This is a genomic window from Hyphomicrobium sp. MC8b (assembly GCF_905067615.1).
Taxonomy (GTDB): domain Bacteria; phylum Pseudomonadota; class Alphaproteobacteria; order Rhizobiales; family Hyphomicrobiaceae; genus Hyphomicrobium_B.
Window position 1 is genome coordinate 293830 of the sequence record NZ_LR898465.1, and the last position, 21270, is coordinate 315099.

General features: G+C 58.2%; 19 protein-coding genes. 9 read left to right on the top strand and 10 right to left on the bottom strand.

The window, feature by feature from the left end; genetic code table 11:
* Window positions 1-192 precede the first annotated feature (192 nt).
* On the top strand, window positions 193-687 hold the full coding sequence (locus ACLB1Z_RS01505) for a tat pathway signal sequence (protein ID WP_409561725.1): 495 nt from the start codon (window positions 193-195) through the stop codon (window positions 685-687).
* A 61-nt stretch (window positions 688-748) separates the two neighbouring features.
* Here ACLB1Z_RS01505 and ACLB1Z_RS01510 read toward each other — a convergent pair whose 3' ends face one another.
* The 4 genes from ACLB1Z_RS01510 to ahpC all read right to left on the bottom strand — a co-directional run bounded on the left by ACLB1Z_RS01510 (window position 749) and on the right by ahpC (window position 4325).
* Window positions 749-961, bottom strand: a complete 213-nt coding sequence (locus ACLB1Z_RS01510; protein WP_013950449.1) for a hypothetical protein — start codon at window positions 959-961, stop codon at window positions 749-751.
* Window positions 962-1094: 133 nt separating this feature from the next.
* Window positions 1095-2057 carry a LysR substrate-binding domain-containing protein gene (locus ACLB1Z_RS01515; protein ID WP_409561726.1) on the bottom strand — a complete coding sequence of 321 codons (963 nt, stop codon included), beginning with the start codon at window positions 2055-2057 and terminating at the stop codon, window positions 1095-1097.
* 24 nt (window positions 2058-2081) lie between these two features.
* Window positions 2082-3662, bottom strand: a complete 1581-nt coding sequence (gene ahpF, locus ACLB1Z_RS01520; RefSeq protein WP_409561727.1) for an alkyl hydroperoxide reductase subunit F — start codon at window positions 3660-3662, stop codon at window positions 2082-2084.
* Between the two features lie 99 nt (window positions 3663-3761).
* Window positions 3762-4325: an alkyl hydroperoxide reductase subunit C gene (gene ahpC / locus ACLB1Z_RS01525; protein ID WP_409561728.1), complete on the bottom strand. Its 564-nt coding sequence runs from the start codon at window positions 4323-4325 to the stop codon at window positions 3762-3764.
* A 310-nt stretch (window positions 4326-4635) separates the two neighbouring features.
* Between ahpC and ACLB1Z_RS01530 the strand changes: the two genes are divergently transcribed.
* Together ACLB1Z_RS01530 and ACLB1Z_RS01535 are read left to right on the top strand one after the other, a co-directional pair.
* Complete coding sequence (locus ACLB1Z_RS01530) at window positions 4636-5874, top strand: molybdopterin-dependent oxidoreductase (RefSeq protein WP_409561729.1); 1239 nt, start codon at window positions 4636-4638, stop codon at window positions 5872-5874.
* 10 nt (window positions 5875-5884) lie between these two features.
* On the top strand, window positions 5885-6217 hold the full coding sequence (locus tag ACLB1Z_RS01535) for a cytochrome c (protein WP_409561730.1): 333 nt from the start codon (window positions 5885-5887) through the stop codon (window positions 6215-6217).
* A 7-nt stretch (window positions 6218-6224) separates the two neighbouring features.
* Here ACLB1Z_RS01535 and ACLB1Z_RS01540 read toward each other — a convergent pair whose 3' ends face one another.
* Window positions 6225-7466: a Zn-dependent hydrolase gene (locus tag ACLB1Z_RS01540; RefSeq protein WP_409561731.1), complete on the bottom strand. Its 1242-nt coding sequence runs from the start codon at window positions 7464-7466 to the stop codon at window positions 6225-6227.
* Window positions 7467-7706: 240 nt separating this feature from the next.
* On the opposite strand from ACLB1Z_RS01540, the gene ACLB1Z_RS01545 reads away from it, so the two are divergent.
* A complete protein-coding gene (locus tag ACLB1Z_RS01545; RefSeq protein WP_409561732.1) occupies window positions 7707-8228 on the top strand; it encodes a nucleoside deaminase in 522 nt (173 codons plus the stop codon).
* Between the two features lie 44 nt (window positions 8229-8272).
* On the opposite strand, the gene ACLB1Z_RS01550 is transcribed toward ACLB1Z_RS01545, so the two are convergent.
* Window positions 8273-8428, bottom strand: a complete 156-nt coding sequence (locus ACLB1Z_RS01550) for a hypothetical protein (RefSeq protein ID WP_409561733.1) — start codon at window positions 8426-8428, stop codon at window positions 8273-8275.
* Between the two features lie 593 nt (window positions 8429-9021).
* On the opposite strand from ACLB1Z_RS01550, the gene ACLB1Z_RS01555 reads away from it, so the two are divergent.
* The 3 genes from ACLB1Z_RS01555 (at window position 9022) to ACLB1Z_RS01565 (ending at window position 13312) form a co-directional block, all read left to right on the top strand.
* Window positions 9022-9738, top strand: coding sequence for a c-type cytochrome (locus ACLB1Z_RS01555; RefSeq protein ID WP_409561734.1), 717 nt, complete (start codon window positions 9022-9024; stop codon window positions 9736-9738).
* A gap of 104 nt (window positions 9739-9842) precedes the next feature.
* On the top strand, window positions 9843-11969 hold the full coding sequence (locus ACLB1Z_RS01560; RefSeq protein ID WP_409561735.1) for a PQQ-dependent dehydrogenase, methanol/ethanol family: 2127 nt from the start codon (window positions 9843-9845) through the stop codon (window positions 11967-11969).
* 155 nt (window positions 11970-12124) lie between these two features.
* Window positions 12125-13312, top strand: a complete 1188-nt coding sequence (locus ACLB1Z_RS01565; protein WP_409561736.1) for an alpha/beta fold hydrolase — start codon at window positions 12125-12127, stop codon at window positions 13310-13312.
* A gap of 31 nt (window positions 13313-13343) precedes the next feature.
* On the opposite strand, the gene ACLB1Z_RS01570 is transcribed toward ACLB1Z_RS01565, so the two are convergent.
* Window positions 13344-14684: a PepSY-associated TM helix domain-containing protein gene (locus ACLB1Z_RS01570; RefSeq protein ID WP_409561737.1), complete on the bottom strand. Its 1341-nt coding sequence runs from the start codon at window positions 14682-14684 to the stop codon at window positions 13344-13346.
* Window positions 14685-15518: 834 nt separating this feature from the next.
* On the opposite strand from ACLB1Z_RS01570, the gene ACLB1Z_RS01575 reads away from it, so the two are divergent.
* Window positions 15519-15689, top strand: coding sequence for a CGNR zinc finger domain-containing protein (locus ACLB1Z_RS01575; protein ID WP_409563324.1), 171 nt, complete (start codon window positions 15519-15521; stop codon window positions 15687-15689).
* 552 nt (window positions 15690-16241) lie between these two features.
* Here the strand turns inward: ACLB1Z_RS01575 and ACLB1Z_RS01580 are convergent.
* The gene (locus ACLB1Z_RS01580) at window positions 16242-16466 is read right to left on the bottom strand and encodes a hypothetical protein (protein ID WP_409561738.1); all 225 of its coding nucleotides are present in this window, start codon (window positions 16464-16466) and stop codon (window positions 16242-16244) included.
* 467 nt (window positions 16467-16933) lie between these two features.
* On the opposite strand from ACLB1Z_RS01580, the gene ACLB1Z_RS01585 reads away from it, so the two are divergent.
* Window positions 16934-18067 carry a hypothetical protein gene (locus tag ACLB1Z_RS01585; RefSeq protein WP_409561739.1) on the top strand — a complete coding sequence of 378 codons (1134 nt, stop codon included), beginning with the start codon at window positions 16934-16936 and terminating at the stop codon, window positions 18065-18067.
* Window positions 18068-18253: 186 nt separating this feature from the next.
* Here ACLB1Z_RS01585 and ACLB1Z_RS01590 read toward each other — a convergent pair whose 3' ends face one another.
* Both ACLB1Z_RS01590 and ACLB1Z_RS01595 read right to left on the bottom strand, forming a co-directional pair.
* Complete coding sequence (locus ACLB1Z_RS01590; protein ID WP_409561740.1) at window positions 18254-19708, bottom strand: argonaute/piwi family protein; 1455 nt, start codon at window positions 19706-19708, stop codon at window positions 18254-18256.
* Window positions 19705-21024 (bottom strand): DUF4365 domain-containing protein, encoded by a 1320-nt coding sequence (locus ACLB1Z_RS01595; RefSeq protein WP_409561741.1) that lies wholly within the window; start codon window positions 21022-21024, stop codon window positions 19705-19707. Before ACLB1Z_RS01595 ends, ACLB1Z_RS01590 begins: the two co-directional genes overlap by 4 nt.
* Between the last annotated feature and the right edge of the window lie 246 nt (window positions 21025-21270).

Here is a 21270-nt window from a genome sequence, read left to right on the forward strand (position 1 = left end):
ACAAGCGCCGCTTCAATAGTCGGGGCTCGGCTTACCCCCCAAGCCGGGCCCCGTATCCGTTTGCGGCGTCAGTGAAATAAGCCTTTTGCGCGGGGCCCGATCGCCGTCCGGACTGGGATATCGCGGTGCGCAATTTATATTTCACATATGCCGGTCTTCATCGCGGCTGGGATGCACGTGAAATTCGGAGACATGATTTTGGAACGCCGCACTTTTCTTCTGTCATCGGCTTTGGCTCTTGCGTCGGGAGCTGCGAATGCCGCGCCGATCGATCCGAAGCAGACGTTCGTCTTGCAGCACGGCGACATCAAATTCGAACCTTGGACCGGGCTGCCGCCGGGAAGCGGTGAAATGGCCAAGCTCTACGGCGACTTCAACGAAGCGGGGCCGTATCTTGTTCTGATGAAGTGGAACCCGGGCTGGTTCAGCGCACCGCATAGCTACGCAACGGACCGCATTCAGATGGTTCTATCAGGGACATGGTGGGTGAACAGCGGTTCGGATTTTGCACCACAGGACTGCGTCCAGGTTCCGGCTGGCGGTTTCGTCAAGCGGACAGCCAGAACCATGCATTACGACGGCGTTCCTGCAGGCATCAAAGAGCCCGTCGTCGTCGCGGTTTTCGGCACGGGGCCGGTCAAGATCCAACTTGCAGACCCGACCAAGCCGACCTGGCGGCAAGTCTAAGCGCCCAGCACAAAATGAAGCAGACGCGGTGGTGTTTTCCCGTGAAGGGGATGGCGCCGCGTCAAGCGTTCGTATCGATCAGCTTCTGGACGGGAATGTTATGCTCGCTCATCAGGGCGCGCCAATCGGCGACGTGTTTTTCGAGCGTTGCGATAACGGCTTCGGTGATCTCGTCATCGGAAGCCGGACCGTTGAAAACGCGCGCCACGCCGCCTTTCCAGAACGCAAGCTGACCTTCAAGGGTGGACAATTCTCTGTTGGCCCAATCTATCATCAGCAGATCTCCCCCAGACTGAGTTGTCGATGACAACACTAGTGCGAATTCGCCGCTGCCGGAATCGCCGGGATAGGTTGGATCCGTGAAAAGTGTGGGACTGTTGCAGCGAAGCACGGCAGCGCTGCCGAAGTCAGGATGCGATTTTCCGACGGGCTGCGGGGCGCGATTGGCCGCGTGTCTGTGAGGCGGCCGGTCGCTGCAATACTTGATTGGCGCAGGTCTTGAACAGCTCGGCGAGGCTCAGGAAGAGTGGTTCGCGTGCTGAGCTTTTGCGCCAGCACATGGCGATCTGGCGGCTCGGCTCGGAATCACTGAACGTCAACAGATGGATACTGTTTGAGAGTGTACTCTGGTTCAGAGTCGCCAGTTCCGGCAGGAGCGTGATGCCGACGTCGGCGCTCACCATTTGTCGGAGTGTCTCAAGGCTCGTTGCTCGAAACGACGATCGCTCGTTGGCGCCCGAAAATTGGCAAACCTCAAGGGCGTGATCGCGGAGGCAATGGCCGTCCTCCAGCAGCATCAGGTCGTGATCGACGAGTTCCTCGATACCGATTGAGGTTCGCCGCGCCAACGGATGACTGGTTGAGACCGCGAGCAGAAAACGCTCCTCGAACAGAAACTCGGTGCGCAGCTGGCTGTCGTTGATCGGCAAAGCGAGAATGGCGGCATCGATTTCACCGTCACGCAGGCGCGAGAGCAGGTTAGAGCTTTTTTCCTCGATCAGGAGCAGTTCCAGATCGGGGAAGCGCTTGCGAGTGGGCGGCACCAGATAAGGGAGCAGGTAGGGGCCGAGCGTGGGAAAGATGCCGAGGCGGACGGTGCCAGCCTCGGGGTTCTGATTCTGCCGAACGCTTTCCTTAAGCTGCTGGATTTCAACTAAAATCTGCCGCGCCCTCGTTGCGGTTTCATGGCCATAGGACGTCAGGATGACGCCGCGGGAATCGCGCTCGACGAGAGCGACGCCCAGTTCATCCTCGAGCTTTTTGATTTGTGCTGAGAGCGTCGGCTGGCTGACCTGGCACGCCTCGGCGGCACGCCCGAAATGACGATACTTCGCGAGTGCGACCAGATATTCGAGCTCGCGAAGTGTCATACTCTGTTCAGGGCCTTGATCAGCTTAAGCGGCTTTGACCTCTTTTTCGTCCGGCGCCGAAATGCGGATAAGGTGGTCAAAGGCCGCAAGCGAGGCTTTGGCACCTTCGCCGAGGGCGATGACGATCTGCTTGTAGGGTGTCGTGGTGCAGTCGCCGGCGGCGAATACGCCGGGCATCGAGGTGCGATTGTGCGAGTCGACGACGATTTCGCCGTGCGGCGTCAGTTCGAGTGCGCCTTTCAGCCACTCCGTGTTCGGCAACAGGCCGATCTGAATGAAGATGCCGTCGACCGGCAGTACGCGCTTGTCGGACGTCGAACGGCTTTCGTAGGCGATGCCGACGACCTTCTGGCCATCTCCTTCGACTTTTGCCGTCTTGGCTCCGGTGATGATGTCGACGTTCGGCAGGCTGCGGAGCTTGCGCTGCAGGACCTCGTCGGCGCGAAGCTTAAAGTCCAGTTCGAGCAGCGTGACGTGGTCGACGATGCCTGCGAGGTCGATTGCCGCCTCGACACCCGAGTTGCCGCCGCCGATCACGGCGACGCGCTTGCCTTTGAACAGCGGACCGTCGCAGTGCGGGCAGTAGGTGACGCCCTTGTTGCGGTATTCCATTTCGCCCGGAACGCCGAGTTGCCGCCAGCGCGCGCCGGTCGCGAGGATGACGGATTTCGATTTCAGCGCTGCGCCGTTCGCCAGTTCGACCTCAAGATACGCGCCCTTGCGGACAATCTTTTCAGCTCGCTGAAGGTTCATGATCTCGACGTCGTATTCCTTGACGTGCTCTTCGAGCGCGGCGGCGAGGTGCGGGCCTTCGGTGTGACGGACGGAAATAAAGTTCTCGATGGCAGCGGTGTCGAGAACCTGACCGCCGAAGCGTTCGGTGGCGATGCCGGTGCGAATGCCTTTGCGTGCAGCGTAAATAGCGGCGGCCGCGCCGGCCGGGCCGCCACCGACGATCAGCACCTCGAACGGCTCCTGGGCCTTGATCTTCTCGGCACTGCGCGCGGCTGCGCCAGTGTCGAGCTTGGCGAGGATCTGTTCGGCGTCCATGCGGCCCTGGCCGAATACATCGCCGTTCAGATAGACGGTTGGGACCGACATGATCTGGCGGGCTTCGACTTCTTCAGGAAAGACGCCGCCGTCGATTGCGACATGCTTGATGCGAGGATTGAGGACGGCCATCAGGTTCAGTGCCTGAACGACATCGGGACAGTTCTGGCACGAGAGCGAGAAGTAGGTCTCGAAACTGAAGTCGCCGTCGAGCGCACGGATTTGGTCGATGACTGCCTGCTCGACGCGGGGCGGGTGGCCGCCGACCTGGAGCAGCGCCAATACGAGTGATGTGAATTCGTGTCCGAGCGGAATGCCTGCGAAACGAAGGCTGATCTCCTGGCCGGGAGTCGTTAGCGCGAACGATGGAGTTCTGTCAGGACTGTTCTGCTCTTCGACCAGCGTGATCTTGTCGGAGAGGTTGGTGATGTCGGTCAACAGGCTGACCATCTCGACGGATTTGGCGCTGGCGTCGACTGCGGCGCGAATCTCGATCGGGCGAACGACCTTTTCCAAATAGCCTTTGAGCTGGGATTTGAGAGCGTCGTCGAGCATGGCGTTATCCTGTTCGTCGTCCGGGGAACTGAGTTCGTGCGCGCATAGAGTTGCCGCGATGGCCTTCCCGGAGTGGGAAGGCCATCAGGCGTGGTCGTCTTAAATCTTGCCGACGAGTTCGAGCGAAGGCGCCAGCGTCTTCTGGCCCTCTTCCCACTTCGCGGGGCAAACCTCGCCTGGATGCGCAGCGACGTACTGAGCGGCCTTGACCTTGCGGAGCAGGTCGGCGGCGTTGCGGCCGATACCTTCGGCCGTCACTTCCATCGCCTGGATGATGCCCTTCGGATCGACGATAAAGGTGCCGCGGTCGGCGAGGCCTTGGCCTTCGCGCATGACTTCGAAGTTGCGGGTGATCGCACCCGTCGGGTCGCCGATCATCGCGTACTTGATCTTGCCGATCGTGTCGGAGCTGTCGTGCCAAGCCTTATGCGTGAAGTGCGTGTCGGTCGAAACCGAGAAGACTTCGACGCCCAGCTTCTGCAACTCGGCGTAGTGGTCGGCGAGGTCGCCGAGTTCGGTTGGGCAAACGAAGGTGAAGTCGGCTGGATAGAAGAAGAAAACAGCCCATTTGCCTTTGGTGTCGGCATCGGAGACTTCGATGAATTTGCCCTGTTTGTACGCTTGGGCTTTGAACGGTTTGATCGCAGTGTTGATAAGAGACATCTTTTGTCCTGGTCGTGGGTTGCAGCGAAAGCGAAACTTTCGCGATGCAATATAAGCATCTTCCGGCGATAGAAAATTTGGATAAATGTCGCAACTTCAATAGCTTCAGCCTATGGCCGCAATAGAGCTGATGTGGCGCAGAATTGGCCTTTTTGTGCCGTGCAAAGAGGGGGCATCGGCGCCGTCTTTTGCGGCTTCAAAAAGCCACCGCGATTGAAACGATCAAAGAGATCTGTTGGACGAAAACGATCGATCTCGTCTTCATCAAGCAACGAGAAATGCAATCGGTTTTTCTTGTTGGAGATCGTCCATGTCGTCCTTCGATTTTGATCAACACGCGCTGACGCGGCGGGCGCTTTTGCGCGGCGCTGGCACGGCAGGTGCCGCTTTGATGGCGGCGCCTGCGTGGGCCGGTGCGATTGATCTGCCGCTTTACGGTGGCGGCGGCGAGCGCGAGATGACGACTGCGTTTCCGCAGAAGGGAAAGATGATCTTGCAGCGGACGCGGCCGCCACTTTTGGAGACGCCATGGGAAACATTCGATAAGGGCGTCTTCACTCCCAACGATCAGTTCTATGTGCGCTGGCATTGGGCGGGCATCCCCGGAAGCGTCGATGTCGATACATTCCGTCTTAAAGTGCATGGCAACGTCGAGCGCGAGTTATCGCTTTCGCTATCTGAACTCGTTCGCAAACTGCCTCGCGTCGAGCTTGCCGCCGTCAATCAGTGTTCGGGAAACTCCCGCGGCCTCTTCGATCCGCGTGTGCCGGGCGCCCAATGGGCGAATGGCGCGATGGGCAATGCGAAATGGACGGGTTTCCGTCTCAAGGATCTCCTCGACTCGGCGGGGGTGAAGGCTGGGAGCGTACAGGTGCGCTTTGCCGGACTTGAGACCCCGGTTATCGATGGCGGCCCGCATTTCAAGAAGTCGCTATCGGTCGATCATGCGCGTGATGACGATGTCATGGTGGCCTATGCCATGAATGGAGAACCGCTGCCGTTCCTCAACGGATTTCCGCTGAGGCTCATCGTGCCCGGATGGTATGCGACCTATTGGATGAAGATGCTGGCGGACATCGAAATTCTCGACACGCCCGACGAGAATTTTTGGACGAAGAAAGCCTATCTCATCCCTGATACGCCCGGTGCGAACATCAAGCCGGGTGAGAAGGACGTGAAGATGATTCCGATCAATCGCATGGTGCCGCGATCGTTTTTCACCAATGTCGCGCCGGTCGCCAACGTCAAAGCATCTGCGCCGAATGCTGTTCGCGGCATCGCCTTTGGAGGAGATTGTGGTGTTGCCAAAGTCGAAACGTCCGTCGATGGCGGCCACAGCTGGCAAGCGGCTCAACTTGGCGCGGACGAAGGCAAGTACGGCTTCCGAAAGTGGAACGCCAATATTGCGTCAATCGATGCCGGTAAGCGGCTGAGCGTCATGGTTCGCTGCACCAACACCGATGGAGAGGTACAGCCGGACAAGCCCAACTGGAATCCGTCGGGCTTTATGCGCAACGTCATCGAGACCGTCGATCTCGTTGCGGCTTGAGGAGAATGACATGCAACGCTTTGCGCAGACTTTTGGCGTTCTCTGTGCGGTCATGATGCTTGGCGCGACAGCACAGGCCAAAGACAGCTTCGACTTCAAGTCAGAGAGCTTCGATTTGCCGACGGGAGAGCGGATGTTTACAGGTCCCGGTGCGGACCCCGTCAACAATAACTGTTTAACCTGTCATTCGGCCGGGATGGTCACGGTCCAGCCGCGTCTATCGAAGGCGACGTGGGAAGGAATCGTGAAGAAGATGATCAACGTGTATAAGGCGCCTGTCCCTGATGCGGACGTTGCACCCATCGTCGATTATCTGAGCAACCATCCCTCGGCCGGCAAATAGGGTCCGATCATTTTGCGAGCGTCTGGTCGTATGCGAGCACGGCGTCGAGTAGAACCTGGGCGCCTGCCGCGCATTCTTCCGGGCTTGTTGCTTCAGCTTCATTGTGACTGATGCCGCCCTCGCAGGGCACAAAAATCATCGTGGTTGGCGCGATGCGGGCGATGTAGGCGGCGTCGTGGCCGGCGCCGGAGACCATGTCGCGCATACCAAAGTTCGATTTCGCAGCCGCGCTACGGACACAGTCGATCAGCTCAGGTGCAAACTTCACGGCGGATGACGACCAGATCTTCTTTTCTTCGTAGGTTAGTCCGAGCGCCGGAATGGCCGTTTCAAGTGCGGCTCTAAAATCCGCTTCCATCGCATCGAGTGCATTTTCATCGGGGTGGCGCATGTCGACTGTCAGGAAGACATCGCCGGGTACGACGTTGCGACTGTTGGGCTTGTTCTCGATCAATCCGACGGTCGCAACGCCAGGCTGATGCTTCTGGCCGATGGCGTCGACGGCTTCGACGATACGGGCGGCCCCGAGCAGTGCGTTCTTTCGAAGATACATCGGCGTGGCGCCCGTGTGCGCATCCTGGCCGTGTACGTTGACTTCGTACCAGCGCATGCCCTGCACGCCGGTGACGATGCCGATCATTTTCCTTTCGGCTTCGAGGATCGGGCCCTGTTCGATATGAAGCTCGAACATAGCCGACAGCTTGTGGTCGCCGGCTTTCATCGAGCCGCGGTAGCCGATCCGCTCCAACTCTTCCAGGAACGTCACGCCATTGCGATCGACTTGTTCGTAAGCGTACGCGGTGGGGAACACGCCGGCAAAAACACCTGATGCGAGCATGGCTGGCGGAAAGCGCGAGCCTTCCTCGTTCGTCCAGTTGACGATCTCGATTGGGGCGTTCGTTTCGTAATCCTGCTCGTGCAGCGTGCGCATGACTTCGAGTGCGGCGAGAACGCCGAGAATGCCATCGAATTTGCCGCCGGTCGGTTGGGTGTCTAGGTGCGATCCCATAGCGATCGGGGGAAGGCTGTCGTCGCGTCCGCTGCGGGTCGCAAACATGTTGCCGACCTCGTCGATGCTGACCGTACAACCTATCGCTTCGCACTGGGTCTTGAACCAGTCACGGACAAGCTTGTCCTCGTCGGTGAGCGTTAGCCGCTTGAGGCCGCCTTTTTCCGTGCCGCCGAACGTGGCGGTGTCCATCAAGCTGTCCCACAACCGTCGTGCGTTGATTTTGAGATTGGTCAGCATCGTCGCTAGCGATCCATGTGCTCGTCCATGTCTGGAGCCGACGCATAGCGAGATCGAGACGGGAAGCCAAAACCAATTTGGTGTTCGCTTCGATATGTCCGATTTCCGAGATAGCCTTGAATTCTTCCGGCGTAAGAAGTTCACGTTCCGTTTGCTCTACGCTGCGAAGGTCATCGACGCGCAAGCTTCAATGGGCAGAATGGGTACGATATCCCTATTTCAAATCTCGAAGGTGGTCCGATGCATCGGCGAACGGTTCTCAAAGGCGGGGTAACGCTCGTCGCTTCGACGATCGCGCTCTCGCGTGAGGCGGGCGCGCGCATGGCCCCCGTCCTGCCGCAGGATGAGACATTCATGAAGATTGCGCTGCAGGAAGCTGCCGAGGCTGCCTTCCCGTTCGGCGCTGTCATCGTCAAAAATGGAGAGGTCCTGGCCCGCGGTCACAACCGAACAGGCATCGATCATGATCCGACGGCGCATGGGGAAATGGTTACCATTCGGACCTTTCTTACGACGCATGGACCGGAGGAATTGAAGGGCAGTACCCTTTATACATCGGGCGAACCGTGCTGCATGTGCATGGGGGCGATCATCTGGTGCGGGATCGGGCGCCTCGTCTACGCGGCATCCGTCGAACAGATTGCGAGCAAGCTCGAACAGATCGACATTTCGTCAGAATACGTGGCGTCGAAAGCGCCGTTCGCACCGATCGATATTGCGGGCGGTGTGCTGGCGAATGAGGCCATGCGCCTCTTCAAGTGAGTTCGCATTTCTGTCTCGGCAGGAGAGTGAAATTGCGGGCGCCGTTACCGCTGCCATCCCCAGATGCGCAGTGCTGCGGGAAATACAATACCAAGAGCGATGAGCAGAAACCAATCGCGCGGTTTGGAAGTCGCGTCGTTGTCGGGCGTGGTTTCAAAGGTCCGGAGGCGTCTTTCGAGTTCCGGATCGAAATGCTGCATCGATATTCTATCGCAGTTTATCTGTGAGACGGATCGCGCTGGGATAAACGCAATCCGATCGCGCGTCGCAATCGTTCGCCCCGTGTCGGAGCGATGAGCTTTGTCGTCTATCTCGTGCTTCTGTGCGACTTGTTCTGATGAAACGACAGGCCGGGAAGCCGAAAATCAGGCAGCAGGGAATGTGGGGTCGCGCAGTGTAGGCGATATTAAGCACCGCAAGTTCACGCCCTCGCGATACCGGATGTGGGTCATGGACTTTAGTCGGATTGATCCGTGTCCAGTGCTCTAGTGAACCTTAAGCTCGTGGCCACGGAGCGGACATTCCGGAAGCTCCCAGGCTGTGAGACCGCCTTCTAAAGTTCTTCGGCAGAACCTTCGCACCGTTCGGCCCGCTGGTGGATCTCAGGGAAGCATTTCGGGCTTTCGTGCGGCGAGTTGTGCCGAGTTTTCTGTTCAGCTGACCATGAAGGGATTTTGGAATTTGAGGTCGCTTGCTCGTGCCGCCGTCATCCCAAAGTTTGCTGCATCGAAATCGGAGCGTTCGAAGAGCGAAATCCATCTGCGCCGCGAATATTGAGCAGGTAGGAGCAATCATGACGTGCGAACAGGAACCTGTGAACGGCAATGCCGGCCGGCACAAGTTCAGGCGGCTGGCCGCGTTGGCGGCGATCGTCATTACGGTGTCGACGCCGGTCGTTTTCAGTGTGGCGTATGCCGCCGATAAACCGGCATCGACTGTTACATTCGATGACAAGACGCTGGCCATTATCAAGAGCGGGGATGCAACGCGCGGTGCGGTTCTCGCGGTTCAATGCAAGGCGTGTCACGGCCACGCCGGACTGAGCAACGCTGGATTGATGCCGACGCTTGCCGGCATGAATCCGCTGACCATCTACAAGCAGCTTCAGGATTTCAAGAACGACGATCGGCCTTGGCGGGACATGATCCAGATATCGCGTCTGCTTTCCACGCAGGACATGGCGGACCTTGCCTCCTATTGGTCGGCGCAGCCGGGTTTGGGTACGCCGCCATCAGGCGACGCGAACAGTCCAGGCGCCAAGCTCTACAATCAGGGCAATGCGGACAAAGGGATCCCGGCGTGCGCGTCGTGTCACGGTCCGGATGGACAATCGACGGGCGCTCCGCAGCTCGCAGGCCAGCAGGCCCCCTACATCCAGCAGCAGCTCGTCGAGTTCGCCTCCGGTATGAGGCACAACGATCTCGATGGGCAGATGCGCGGCATCGTCGGCTCCATGACGCCGGAGGATTTTCGCGCCATCGCAGCGTATCTGGGCACGAAGCAGCCTTGATCGCGCGTAAACGCCGATCCTTCACACCCAGTCGGAATTTCACATCGTCCCAGAATTCGGGACTTACCGCGCCGGTATTCACGCCTGCGCAGGAGAGATCTTAAATGCCAGAGAAACAATCCTCGGCTTCTGTTGCGCTTCAGATGCCACGCAAGAACCTTCACTCACTCGCCGTCTTGGCGGCATGCGGCGCGTCAGCGCTGGTTTTGCCATGGACGGCACACGTCCAGGCTGGAGAAGTCAATACGACGCGCATCGTCCACGCCGACAAAACTCCGGGCGACTGGCTGACTTATGGTCGTACCTACAGTGAGCAGCGCTTCAGCCCGCTCAAGGGCATCAACGACAAAAACGCCAAAGACCTCGGTCTTGCCTGGTACGCGAACCTTGAGACCAATCGTGGCCAGGAAGGGACGCCGCTCGCAATCGACGGCAAGCTTTTCGTTTCGACGGCGTGGAGCATCGTCAAAGCCTATGACGGCAAGACAGGTGCACTGCTCTGGTCATACGATCCACTGGTGCCGCGAGCGAAGGGTGTCGATGGGTGCTGCGATTTCGTTAATCGTGGTGTCGCTGCCTGGAACGGAAAGATCTATATCGCGACCTTCGATGGCCGTCTGATCGCGCTCGACGAAAAAACCGGCAAGCCGGTCTGGAGCGTGCTGACGGTCGATCCCAAAGCGCCTATGACGCTGACACAGGCTCCGCGCGTCGCGAATGGTCGTGTGTTCCTCGGCGTGAGCGGCGCGGAATATCACATCCGTGGTTACATCTCGGCTTATGACGCCGAGACGGGCAAGCTCGATTGGCGCTTCTACACGATCCCCGGCGATCCCTCGAAGCCGTTCGAAAACAAAGCCATGGAAATGGCGGCGAAGACCTGGGACGGCGAGTGGTGGAAAGTCGGCGGCGGCGGCTCGGTTTGGGACGCGATCTCTTACGATCCGGAACTCAATTATGTTTATTTCGGCACCGGCAATGGTCTTGAATGGAACCATGCCGTTCGTAGTCGCGGCGAAGGCGACAATCTGTTCGTGTCTTCGATCATCGCTCTGAAAGCCGACACGGGTGAATACGTTTGGCATTATCAGGTGACGCCCGGCGAGGAATGGGATTACGACGCCGTCCAGCAGCTGATGCAAGCCGACCTCAAGATTCATGGCCGGACTCGCAAGGTTCTGATGCAGGCTAACAAGAACGGCTTCTTCTACGTTCTGGACCGCAAGACCGGTAAGCTGATTTCCGCAAACAACTTCATTCCCCAGACTTGGGCGAAGGGGATCGACATGCGGACCGGCCGTCCGATCGAGAACCCGGAAGTTCGCTACGATCAAACCGGCAAGCAGGTGACGATCCTGCCGGGACCGCTCGGCGGCCATAGCTGGCAGGCGATGTCGTACAGTCCGAAGACGGGCTTCGTTTACATCCCGACGCAGGAAATTCCTTGGTTCTACGGTCCGGATAAGAACTACAAGACACAAGTCCAGGGCTGGAACTTGGCGACGGCCTCCGGCGCTTCTCCCGACCAGCCGGTGAAGGGTTATCTCCAAGCGTGGGATCCGGTGAAGCAGAAGGAAGCCTGGCGCGTTCCGCATAGGGGGCCGTGGAATGGCGGCACTCTGGCGACCGCGGGTAACCTCGTGTTCCAAGGCACCGCGGCGGGTGACATCAACGCCTATCGCGCCGACAACGGGCAGCAGCTCTGGCTGTTCGATACGCAGTCGGCCGTAATCGCGCCGCCGATGACTTATGCGGTTGATGGCGTGCAGTACGTTGCGGTTCTCGTTGGCTGGGGCGGCGCCTATCCGCTGATGGAAGGCGTGAACTCCAATGCGTCCGGCAATCTCCGCAACATCAGTCGGCTGATGGTGTTCAAGATCGGTGGCACGGCGAAACTGCCTCCGCTTCCACCGGAATCGAAGTTCGTCCTTAACCCGCCGCCGGAAACGGCAAGCCAGGAGACGGTTGCCAAAGGTGAGGCACTGTTCGATCAGTTCTGTGCGGTCTGCCATGGCGGCGGCGTTGTCAGCGGTCGCGTCAATCCCGATCTGCGCGCCTCGCGCTTCCTGAAGGATGATGCCTGGTTCGACATCCTGCTCAAGGGTGGTCTGCAGAATGCGGGTATGGCGTCATTCGCCAAGGTCCTCAATCATGACGATGCGGCTGCGATCCGAGCCTACGTCATTCACCGCGCGAACGTCGATAAGGACACCGGTAACGCGGCACAGTAATTCCCCTACCCCCCAAGACTGGTCCGGACACAGCTTGCTGTGCCCGGACTTTTTTATGCCCGGAGGAGCGCTGGGCTTTTTTATTCTAGCGCAATTTTAGACTAAGCCCGATTGTGCACAGGCGTGTGATAATGTGATCAACCGGAATTTTCAGCATGCGTTCCAGAAGCCCTATTTTGGTTTTGGTTGCCGCGGGTGCGATGCTCATCACGGCCGGCGGCGCTCATCCGGCGGCGGCTCAGTCTGCTTTCTATCAAGCGTCGCCGGCTGAGATCGCCGGTCCGCCCGGTTCGATCATCCGAACGGAGCCGATGGGCGACAGCTGGTTCGGCGCGCGAACCCTGCGCGTGCTTTATCGTTCGACAGGTCTCAAAGGTGAGCCGATCGCCGTATCGGGCGCGGTGATCGTTCCTGGAGGAACGCCGCCGCCGGGCGGTTGGCCTGTGGTCGGTTGGGCACATCCGACGACGGGGATCGTTCCGCGTTGCGCACCGACGCTCGCGATCTTTTTCTTTCAGCAGATTCCAGGTCTCCGCATGATGCTGGAGCATGGCTTTGCCATCGCGGCGACGGATTATCCGGGGTTGGGAACGCCGGGTCCGCATCCTTATCTGGTTGGAGACAGCGAGGGGCGCGCGGTTCTGGATTCGATCCAGGCGGCGCATGAGCTTCCGGGCGCGAATATCAGCACGCGATCTGTTCTGTGGGGGCATTCGCAAGGCGGGCAAGCCGTGCTTTTCGCGGCAAAATTGGCGGCTCTCTATTCTCCCGATCTGACGGTTCTAGGTGTGGTCGCGGCGGCACCGGCAACGGAACTCAGCGCACTGATGCGCGACGACATCGCGACGGCGGGGGGCAAGAACCTACTCGCGATGACATTATGGTCGTGGGACAGAGTCTTTGGCGCGCCAATGAGCGAGATCGTCGTTGCGGAAGCGGTCCCGGACGTCGACAGATTGGCGAACATCTGTCTCGAAGCCATCATCGATATTCGGCCGCGACAGATAGTCGGCAAGGAGCTGACGCAACAGTTTTTGAAGGTCAAAGATCCGACCGCCATGGAACCTTGGAAGCGTCTGCTGGCTGAAAATACGATCGGCACGCTGCCGCCGAGCCTCCCTGTTCTGATCGCGCAAGGGGCTGCCGATGTCGTTGTCGATCCACCGGTGACGGCTGCTTATGCGAAGTTGCTCTGCGCCGCGGGAAGCCGCGTCGCGATGTTGTCCTATCCCGGCGTCGGCCATGGAATGATCAGCCGCGATGCTGCAAAGCCGTCAGTCGATTGGATGGCGGATCGCTTCGCGGGCAAAACCGCGCCGAGCGATTGCGATCACGCCGACTGATGCGCGACGGGAAGCGCGATGATAAAGCCTATTAGACCAACTGAGTCTTTTCTACGCTTCGCAGACCGAGCCATTTTCGGACGGATTCCAATTGCCTCAACGCGAGAGCTTCGATGAGAAGCACGAGCGCAAGCGTCAGGCCAAACATCGGCATATAGATTGCGAGCAGCAGGATCGACACGACGAGTGCAGCGCCGATCTTAGGTCTTGCAAGTGCCATCGGCGCGCCCAAAATCCCTGTCGGTCGCCGTTTCCACCACATGACGATACCTGATACGGACAGACCGATGAGGAAGAGTGCGGTCAGCGTGCCGAGGATCTGGTTCGCGATGCCGAACAATTGGCCTTCGTGCGCGGCAACGCCATAGCCGATCGTCTGATCGATCCAGTGCCGCTCGGCGAAATCGGTTCGCTCGATAACGCGGCCCGTCGCGCCGTCGACTGTCAAATTGCTTCGCAGCGGCCGATTGGCGGCTTCGGATGCCACGAGCCACGGTCCTCCCGCTGCCGCAGGCGGTTTGATTGATACGGGTTGCGCGAGGTTCAATGGCCCGACTGTGGCAATGACCCGTTCGAGTTCACCGGGGCGCGTGACGGATGCCATGTCTTCAGCCGACATGTGCGCATGGTGCTCAGGTGTCATTGCGGTGGCTTTTGGGGGCTTGCCGCCGATGGTCCAATCGACCGGGCCACGCGCGGTGCCGGTGAGTTCGCGAATCTCGGTCAGGTAGGTTCCCCAGCCTTTCGCCCAGGGCAACCCCGTTACGATCAGGAAGAGAGCGAAGAACGAAATCCAGAAGCCTGCGGTCGCGTGCAGATCGCGCCATAAGCCGCGGCCGCCGCGCGACAGGCGCGGATAGAGGACGCCGGCCAGCCCGCGTCCGCGCGGCCACCAGAGGTACATGCCGGTTATCAGCATCACGATTGTCCAGCAGGCCGCGATCTCGACCAGATAGCTTCCCAATGCGCCGGCAAGCAGTTCGCCGTGAAGGTGGAAGATCACTCTGAATGGGCGGCTCTCCTCGTCGGCGACGTGGAGTACGTGGAGCGTATAGGGATCGACATAGACGCGAGACATTGCGCCGTGTTTGCCGACGAGAATTCGCGTCGCGTCAGTCGGTGATTGCGGAAGATAGTATTTTCGCAGCTGTGATCCAGGGACGGCGTTAAGTGCGGCGGAGACTCGAGCGTCGGGAGAAGCAGGTGCGCCGTTGACTGAGAGGTTGTCGTAGGGCCGGTCGAGCCACGCTTCGATCTGTGGACGCCACAAGTAAAGCGCGCCGGTGCAGGAGAGCCAGATGACGAACGGCATGCAAAAGAGACCGGCATAAAAGTGCCAGCGCCAAACAGCATTATACCAGCGCGAAGTCATGGGGGATGAACTTTCGTTACATTGAATTTGGTTGGAGGAGACGTTTTGTGGCGTCTCAGAGGCACGGTGACATCGAATGTCGGCGCGATGGGCATGACTGATCCTGCTGACTACGACGCGCACGGCATCAACGGCGTGCTGTCGCAAACAGGTTCAGGAGCTTTGAGGCGGTGCGCGCGAGCCCAGGGCCGGTCCTGCCCGCGCGGGCGGCAAGGCCTCGAATATTTGACCCCGCGAAATGATAGTCGCGAGGGCGCTTTGAATAATTGCGATCGCCGTCAGCGGCAGGTCCGGGACTGCAGAAATGGAAAATGCACAAGGCTGATGCTTTGAGCTGCCTGGCTTGGCGGGAAGCTTATGGCCATTGGCGTCAAGGTCGACGGTTTGTTGTCCGAAGCCTGTACAAATAACAATGCGGAAGGCGCCGATCGAAGTGCCGCTGAAGTCCGGCATGAAGCCGACGGGGATGAGCGAGCGAAGAACAAACACAAAAATCACCAAGTGGCTAAGCCATTGGCGCATCGTGTCCGATCGTCTAACATCCCCTCGGATGTTCATTTGCAGCCTTGCTGAGCGAGGAGTAATCGCCGCTTTGGTTCGCAGCGCCGTCTAGCCTAACTGGCAGGCGTGTTTGGCTCAACTCCTTGTCGAGGCGATAGCCGCCGACGAGTTACCGGCCGGGCACAGTTATGTGCCTGAGCCTAATTGGAAGCAGGCCGAATTTCCCATCGCATAGGATGCGTGCAAGAGGCGAGCTGGCGCATTGTGATCCGAATGATCGCGCGGAACTCGTCACTCCTGGCCGAAACGCTGATCAGCAGTGGGCGCGACAACATGCTGTGTAAAGATGACTTGGCAAAAGTTAAGGTGTGCGAGGCAAAAGAATGCACGCTGCTTTTTCTCGATCGGAAACATGGCGGCAAGAGACGGTGGTGCAGCATGAGTGCTTGCGGCAACCGAGCGAAGCAAAAAATCCGTAGGACACTGCCGAAGCCGGCGGAGTGATTGGCTTCGATATGCTTGCCTCGTGGGGGAGGGCTTGGTGTCATCTCGAAATTTTATGTCGGGCGTGAAACATCCCGCGTGAACCTTCCGAAGTTTGGCTCTGAGTGTTTGCAAAACCTGCAGCCGCTCATGAGACTGTATTTCAGTCAGGGAGGTTCCGTAAGTCGACTTTTCTCAGATGCCTTTTCCTAGCGGTCGTCTTTTCCGCGATCGCAGGCAGCTTGGCTCTCGCTGGCGGCCACGACGATCCGCGCGTGTGACGATCACGCTTTCCGGCACTCCCGTTGACGCAAGACGTTCATCTGTTGCGCGCGCAAGATCGTCGCTCGTAGCGCGCGCTTCTGCGTTCGGATTTTTGAGTCCGGCATCGATAAAGCTGCTAAGCATGGCCAAAGTGCGTGCAGGGTCTTGGCTGGCGCGCGCAATGGAATTTTAAGCAGAGATTTCGGATGTCAGTGGTGGTCTGCTCCGCTGAAACGCCTAGGGGCGGCTCGGGGCTGAGTGAGCGATCCGGCTATCTTGAACGCGAACCTGGATCCTGAGATCCGCTCACTAAATACGAAATACCGTTCGCGTTCCGCTCTGTTGCAGGAGCGCGTGGGCAAGCTGTTCTCCGGCGCCGGTGAGCTGACCGTTCGCGTCGAGCCAGCCATGATCGGTCGCAAAGCGTGCCACTTCGTCGGCGCTGCCTCCGCCAGAGAGCATTCCCGTAAAGCCTAAAACGACGCTCAAATGATCTTGGGAGGCTGCGTCTTTATGATCAGGAGGTTGTTGCACGAATTTCGTCCGCTCGCGGTTAACTTCAAGGGGAAGATCATCCCGGCTGGCGTGACGGTGCGCTATAAATTTGCTCCCTCGTCACCGGGGGGACGGGAACAGCTATATCGGTTTTAAATTCGTCAGGTAAGATCGATTGTTCATGGCTGTCGTGTCGTTCACGAATGCGCGCTCGCTATAGGGGCTAGCCGCTTCATTGTTGGCCGCAGCCGGGCACGATGGAAGGCACGGATCTTTTTGTTTTTGAAATGGCGCGCCGGGAAGGATAAAGATGAGAACTCCTATCTTATTGTATTGCCGTATAAATTCTAAATCGCTGGGGGCGAAGGCGCCTTTGAGAGCCCCTTGACAAGCTAAAGGGCGGGGCTGCTCTCGCCATCGACCACTTATTCACCCTATCCTGCAGTCCGAACAAATATCTTAGCAGGATGGCTATGGTAGACTTAAACCGTGAGCAAGCGCGGCGAGTGACTCGCGAAGAGCTTTATGAGTTAGTCTGGCAGAAGCCGATAAGTCGCCTCGCGGAAGAATTCAGTATCAGTGGCAACGGCCTCTCAAAAATATGCGACCGACTTGACGTGCCTTACCCGCCACGAGGCTATTGGGCCAAGAAAGCAGCCGGTAGACCAGTCGTCGAGTTTAAGCTCCCGCCGCGCAAGGACGGAGTTCCGCAAGGAGCTGATATTTATCCTACCCCGGCCAAGCGGGGGTTGCCGCCGGAAGCTGAGAAATCGGCAGCTACTGCAGCTGAGAAGGTCATTGGGATCGTTGTACCTGAAGGTCTGGATGCTCTTCATCCGCGAGTGAGAGCCTGGATTGCGGAACATAAGAAATCGCAAAAAGAGCGTGAACAGGAGCATAGGAGGCGTCGGCAAGATGACTGGTGGTCGCCCTCGTTGCTTCCCGATTTGACCGAGCGCGATCTTTATCGTTTCAGGGTTACCAGCGCAGTTTTCAAGGGTATCGAAAAAGCTGGAGGCAGAATTGAGAAGTCCCCTTTAACAGGAAGGGTAACCTTTGAGATCGTGGGCCATGAGGTCGAGTGTTCGATTGTCGAGAAGTTGGTTAAATCACTTAAGTCTCGAGACGAAACTAGGAAGTGGACGGCCTATCCCGATCACCACCAGTCGGGGCTAGACTCGTCGGGTTTCTTGCGAGTGTCTATCACTACTTATTTGGATGGGCGTAAGCCCGAGTGGATTGAAACCAAGAAAAGAAAAATCGGCGATTGCTTGCCCGAAATCGTCAGCACTATTATGGCGGCGGGACCGATCCTAGAGCACATGAAGCGAGAGCGCGAGGAGCGCTACGCTCGGTACCAAGAAGAAGAAGTCCGACGCTACGAGACCAAGCGCCTCAAGGAAATTGACGATAAGCGCTGGGACCAATTTCGGGAGTATGCGGAGAACTGGGAGGAGCGTGAAAAGCTACTCGGTTTTGTTGCGGAAATCGAGAAGCGGGCCCCAAGCGGAGCCGCTATCACGGCTTCTGGTGATTCATTGGACGATTGGATCGCATGGGCAAAAGAACGAGCCGCGGCGCTCGATCCATTCCGCCGGGGCGTGCCTGAAATGTTTGACACTCTCTCCAAGGTTACATAGTGGTCGTGAAGTGGTCAGGTAACTTTCTGAACAGCGATTGAGTTTGGACCGGTAGTGTCGCGATGGTACTAGCCATTACGAACATCGTTGGATTATCTCCGCTGAAAAGTTTTCATCTTTGTTCGGCTGTGTCGCGACTGTCCGAGTGCAGCGCCCGAGTTCGGGGCGTTTTTTGTTCCGCACGTGCTAAATATATCTGGCGTAATCCGAACTGACTTTCTCATCCGTTACGTGCTTCAGCACTTCGCCGACCGCACGGGCGGCCCGGATAGGAATGGGCAGCTTCTGGTTCATCTGCGTCGAATTCCAGTTGATCTTCGTAAGAGCCAGCACCTCGCTTGCAATCTGAGCGATGGTGCTGTCGCTACCTTTGTACGGGCAGAGGAGTAGGGGCCGGGGATCGTACATGCCCGGATACGTGCCGTAGTAGGGGATGCTGCCGTTCGTGTAGAGCAGCCCCTTCCCGCCGAGATCAACAAACGTTCCCCGCATGACCGGATAGTTCCCGTCCCGAAGGACTTTCACGGAATAAGATTCCTGAACCCAAACGAGGTCGCGAAGCTCCGCACCGGCTTCGTCCAGGGCTTCAAGGATACCATCCGCTTCTTCTTCGCGGAATTGCGAGGTCTTGAGAACGATCACACGTGCTGGGTAATTCTTATGGTGGTTTTTGTAAGCGGCGAGCGCGTCCGCGATAAGCTGGCGCGCATCGACCCGTGTCATGTAAGGATGACGGCCCCGGCTTTCCGTAAAGGCGCGCTTGCCTTTGAGAATGAAACCGCGCCCTCTCTCATCAAACATCTGCGCCGCGCTCGTGAAGAGCTGCTGACCGCCGACTTCGCGGTAGAAGCTGACGCCGATGTAGCAGGCGGTGAATTCGCCGTCGTTCGGCATTTTCCGCCAGGGAATACGTCCCGTCCCCTTGTAGTATAGCGTCGTCAGGAGATTCCAGGTCCGGCCCGCCTGATCTTGAATTTTGCGGGCACGATTTTCCTTTATCTTGCGCGGGATCTTTGCGGACTCATCGAACACATCTTCCCAGACGATCTGAATTGGAAAGCTCAGATTCATGGCCTTCGCTTTCAGCATCCCCCTGAAGTCCGGCGCGTCCGAGCCGCCGCTGTCGTCCTTCTCCACAGTCGATTTGGAGTCCACCTTCGCGTTCCAGACCCTCTCGATCAGACTCACGGGCAGGGCGATGATCGCGACGTCCGGGCGATGGCTGCCCTCATCCAGTACCTGGAGCTGCTGCACGATTTCTTCGACCGCCATTTCGACGGCTCTACGGTGGTGGGGCTCCTTGCGGATCTTGTCGATTTTCGATTGAGAAATAGCGGCGGTTGCGCCTTCCTCAATTTCGAACTTACACCGAAAGGGGTTCTGGTTGCCAAGGCCAGGGAAATCCGGATGCAGGTTGGGGTGCTTGTCACCCTTGCCCTTGAAGCCCGCCGCGGCGCCGGTGAAGAACGCTTTCGCATCTTCGATGGTCTTCGCGTCGCCGACGACGGCGATGTTGACGACATCGCCCAGTGGAATCTGTAGCGGACCGGCTTCGAAAAGGCCAAGGCGCGGATCAGGATGATGGTGTTTGTCACCAAATTCTAGATGCGGTTCGTCGAATATTTTGGTCTCGAATTTCATCCGAACAAGCGCTCCTGCTCGCCGCCAGATTCAGGTACGGGCTTCTGGGAAGCCCATACGTCTTCCGGGACGCGCGTCGCGAGCGCGACCGCCGGCGGCTCACCGAAGCTAAGGCGCGGCTTCGTCGAGCCCGCGCCGAACAGACCGCCTTGTTCTCGATCGGACCTGCTGAGAAAGCGGTGCCACATGACGACCTGCCCCCGAAGAGAAGCGCTATTGTCGAGGCGTTTCTTCCCGGCGAGCAATGCAGCCGGGTACGAGTGCGGCATAAACCCGTTCGTCGTGAAAAAGTAGGTCGGGTTGATCACGAGGTACCACTGATCGAAGAGGCGCTCGAACCGGGGGAGAAATGCGTGATGGCGAACGAAGTCGACACTCGCTTTATCGGCCTTGTTCAGGGCGACGTTAACGACCTCGGTCGACGCCCTCTTTTTCAACGCCTCGTAGGCGAAGGCACGTGGCGTGTTCTCGGCCAGTGCTCGAAAATAATATAGCTTCCGATCTTTGTTCCACGCCAGATCCGCGCGCACCTGGTGGTCGAGCGTCTTGCGGAGCAGGAAGGCAAAATTGTTTAGCTCTTCAACGTCCTCGTGGAAGGCAATCTCGGCCGTATCGATCGCTTCTACCTGATCGATGTCCACAACATGCCGGCAATTCGACTCCCGGGGATCGGTGAACGACCAGAATGTGCCTCCGTTGATCGCCCAATCGAAGCGGGCTGGTTCATCCCTGTTCAACAGGACTGAAATCGCCTTCCTTGCGTCAAGCGAAGTCGATGCAACAAACACTTCCGGAGGCAGGACCACGGGAAGAATGTTCACCAGCGCTTCTTCGCCGCCGCCCAACGGCGGAACGTAATAGCCAAATCCCGCCTTCGGGACCGTGAGGACGGCGAGACGGTCCACCGCGTTCTGATCAAGGATGTCGCGGGTCTTGTCGAACTGAAGTTTGCGCCCGTCTCCCTCTATATCGAGACTTACCGCCTTCCAAAAATAGGTTTCATCCGATCTACGGTACAAAACGATGATGATCGGTAGGTTCGAGCCGCGCCAGTATGCGAGGTCTTCCGCGCGGAGAAGGTAGCTGAAACCTTTGTCATCTTCGGATGCGTAGCGGGATGACTCCGTTGCCTTGACTTGCACCGCGATCATGCGGGCAAGAGGCTTTCCGTTGTCCATGACCTCCGCAATGCCATCCACCCCTGCTTCCAGCCGGGAACGCCCGTCAAACTGAAATCCTATCGTGAGGAAACGCAGGCGAACGGCAGTCTCGCCGATTTCCCCCAGCAGCTGGTTGTTAGTAACAGTCTTGGCCATGTCCCATGCTAGAACAAGGCAAGAACATTTGTCAGCAACTCTTGCTGGTAATCCTCAGGAAATTGGGTGGAAGACCAGGACGTTCTCAGAGGGTGTGCATTGCAGATTGTGTCCCTTTGTTTTCAGGTTGGGCTTGGCGGCTGCAAATTCACTCAAATAACTGTACCTCCTGCGTCGCGGAACCGACTAACGCAGGGCCGTCGTACCTTGTGGCTGGATCAAAGCTGAGCGTTAGAAAGTGAGTTT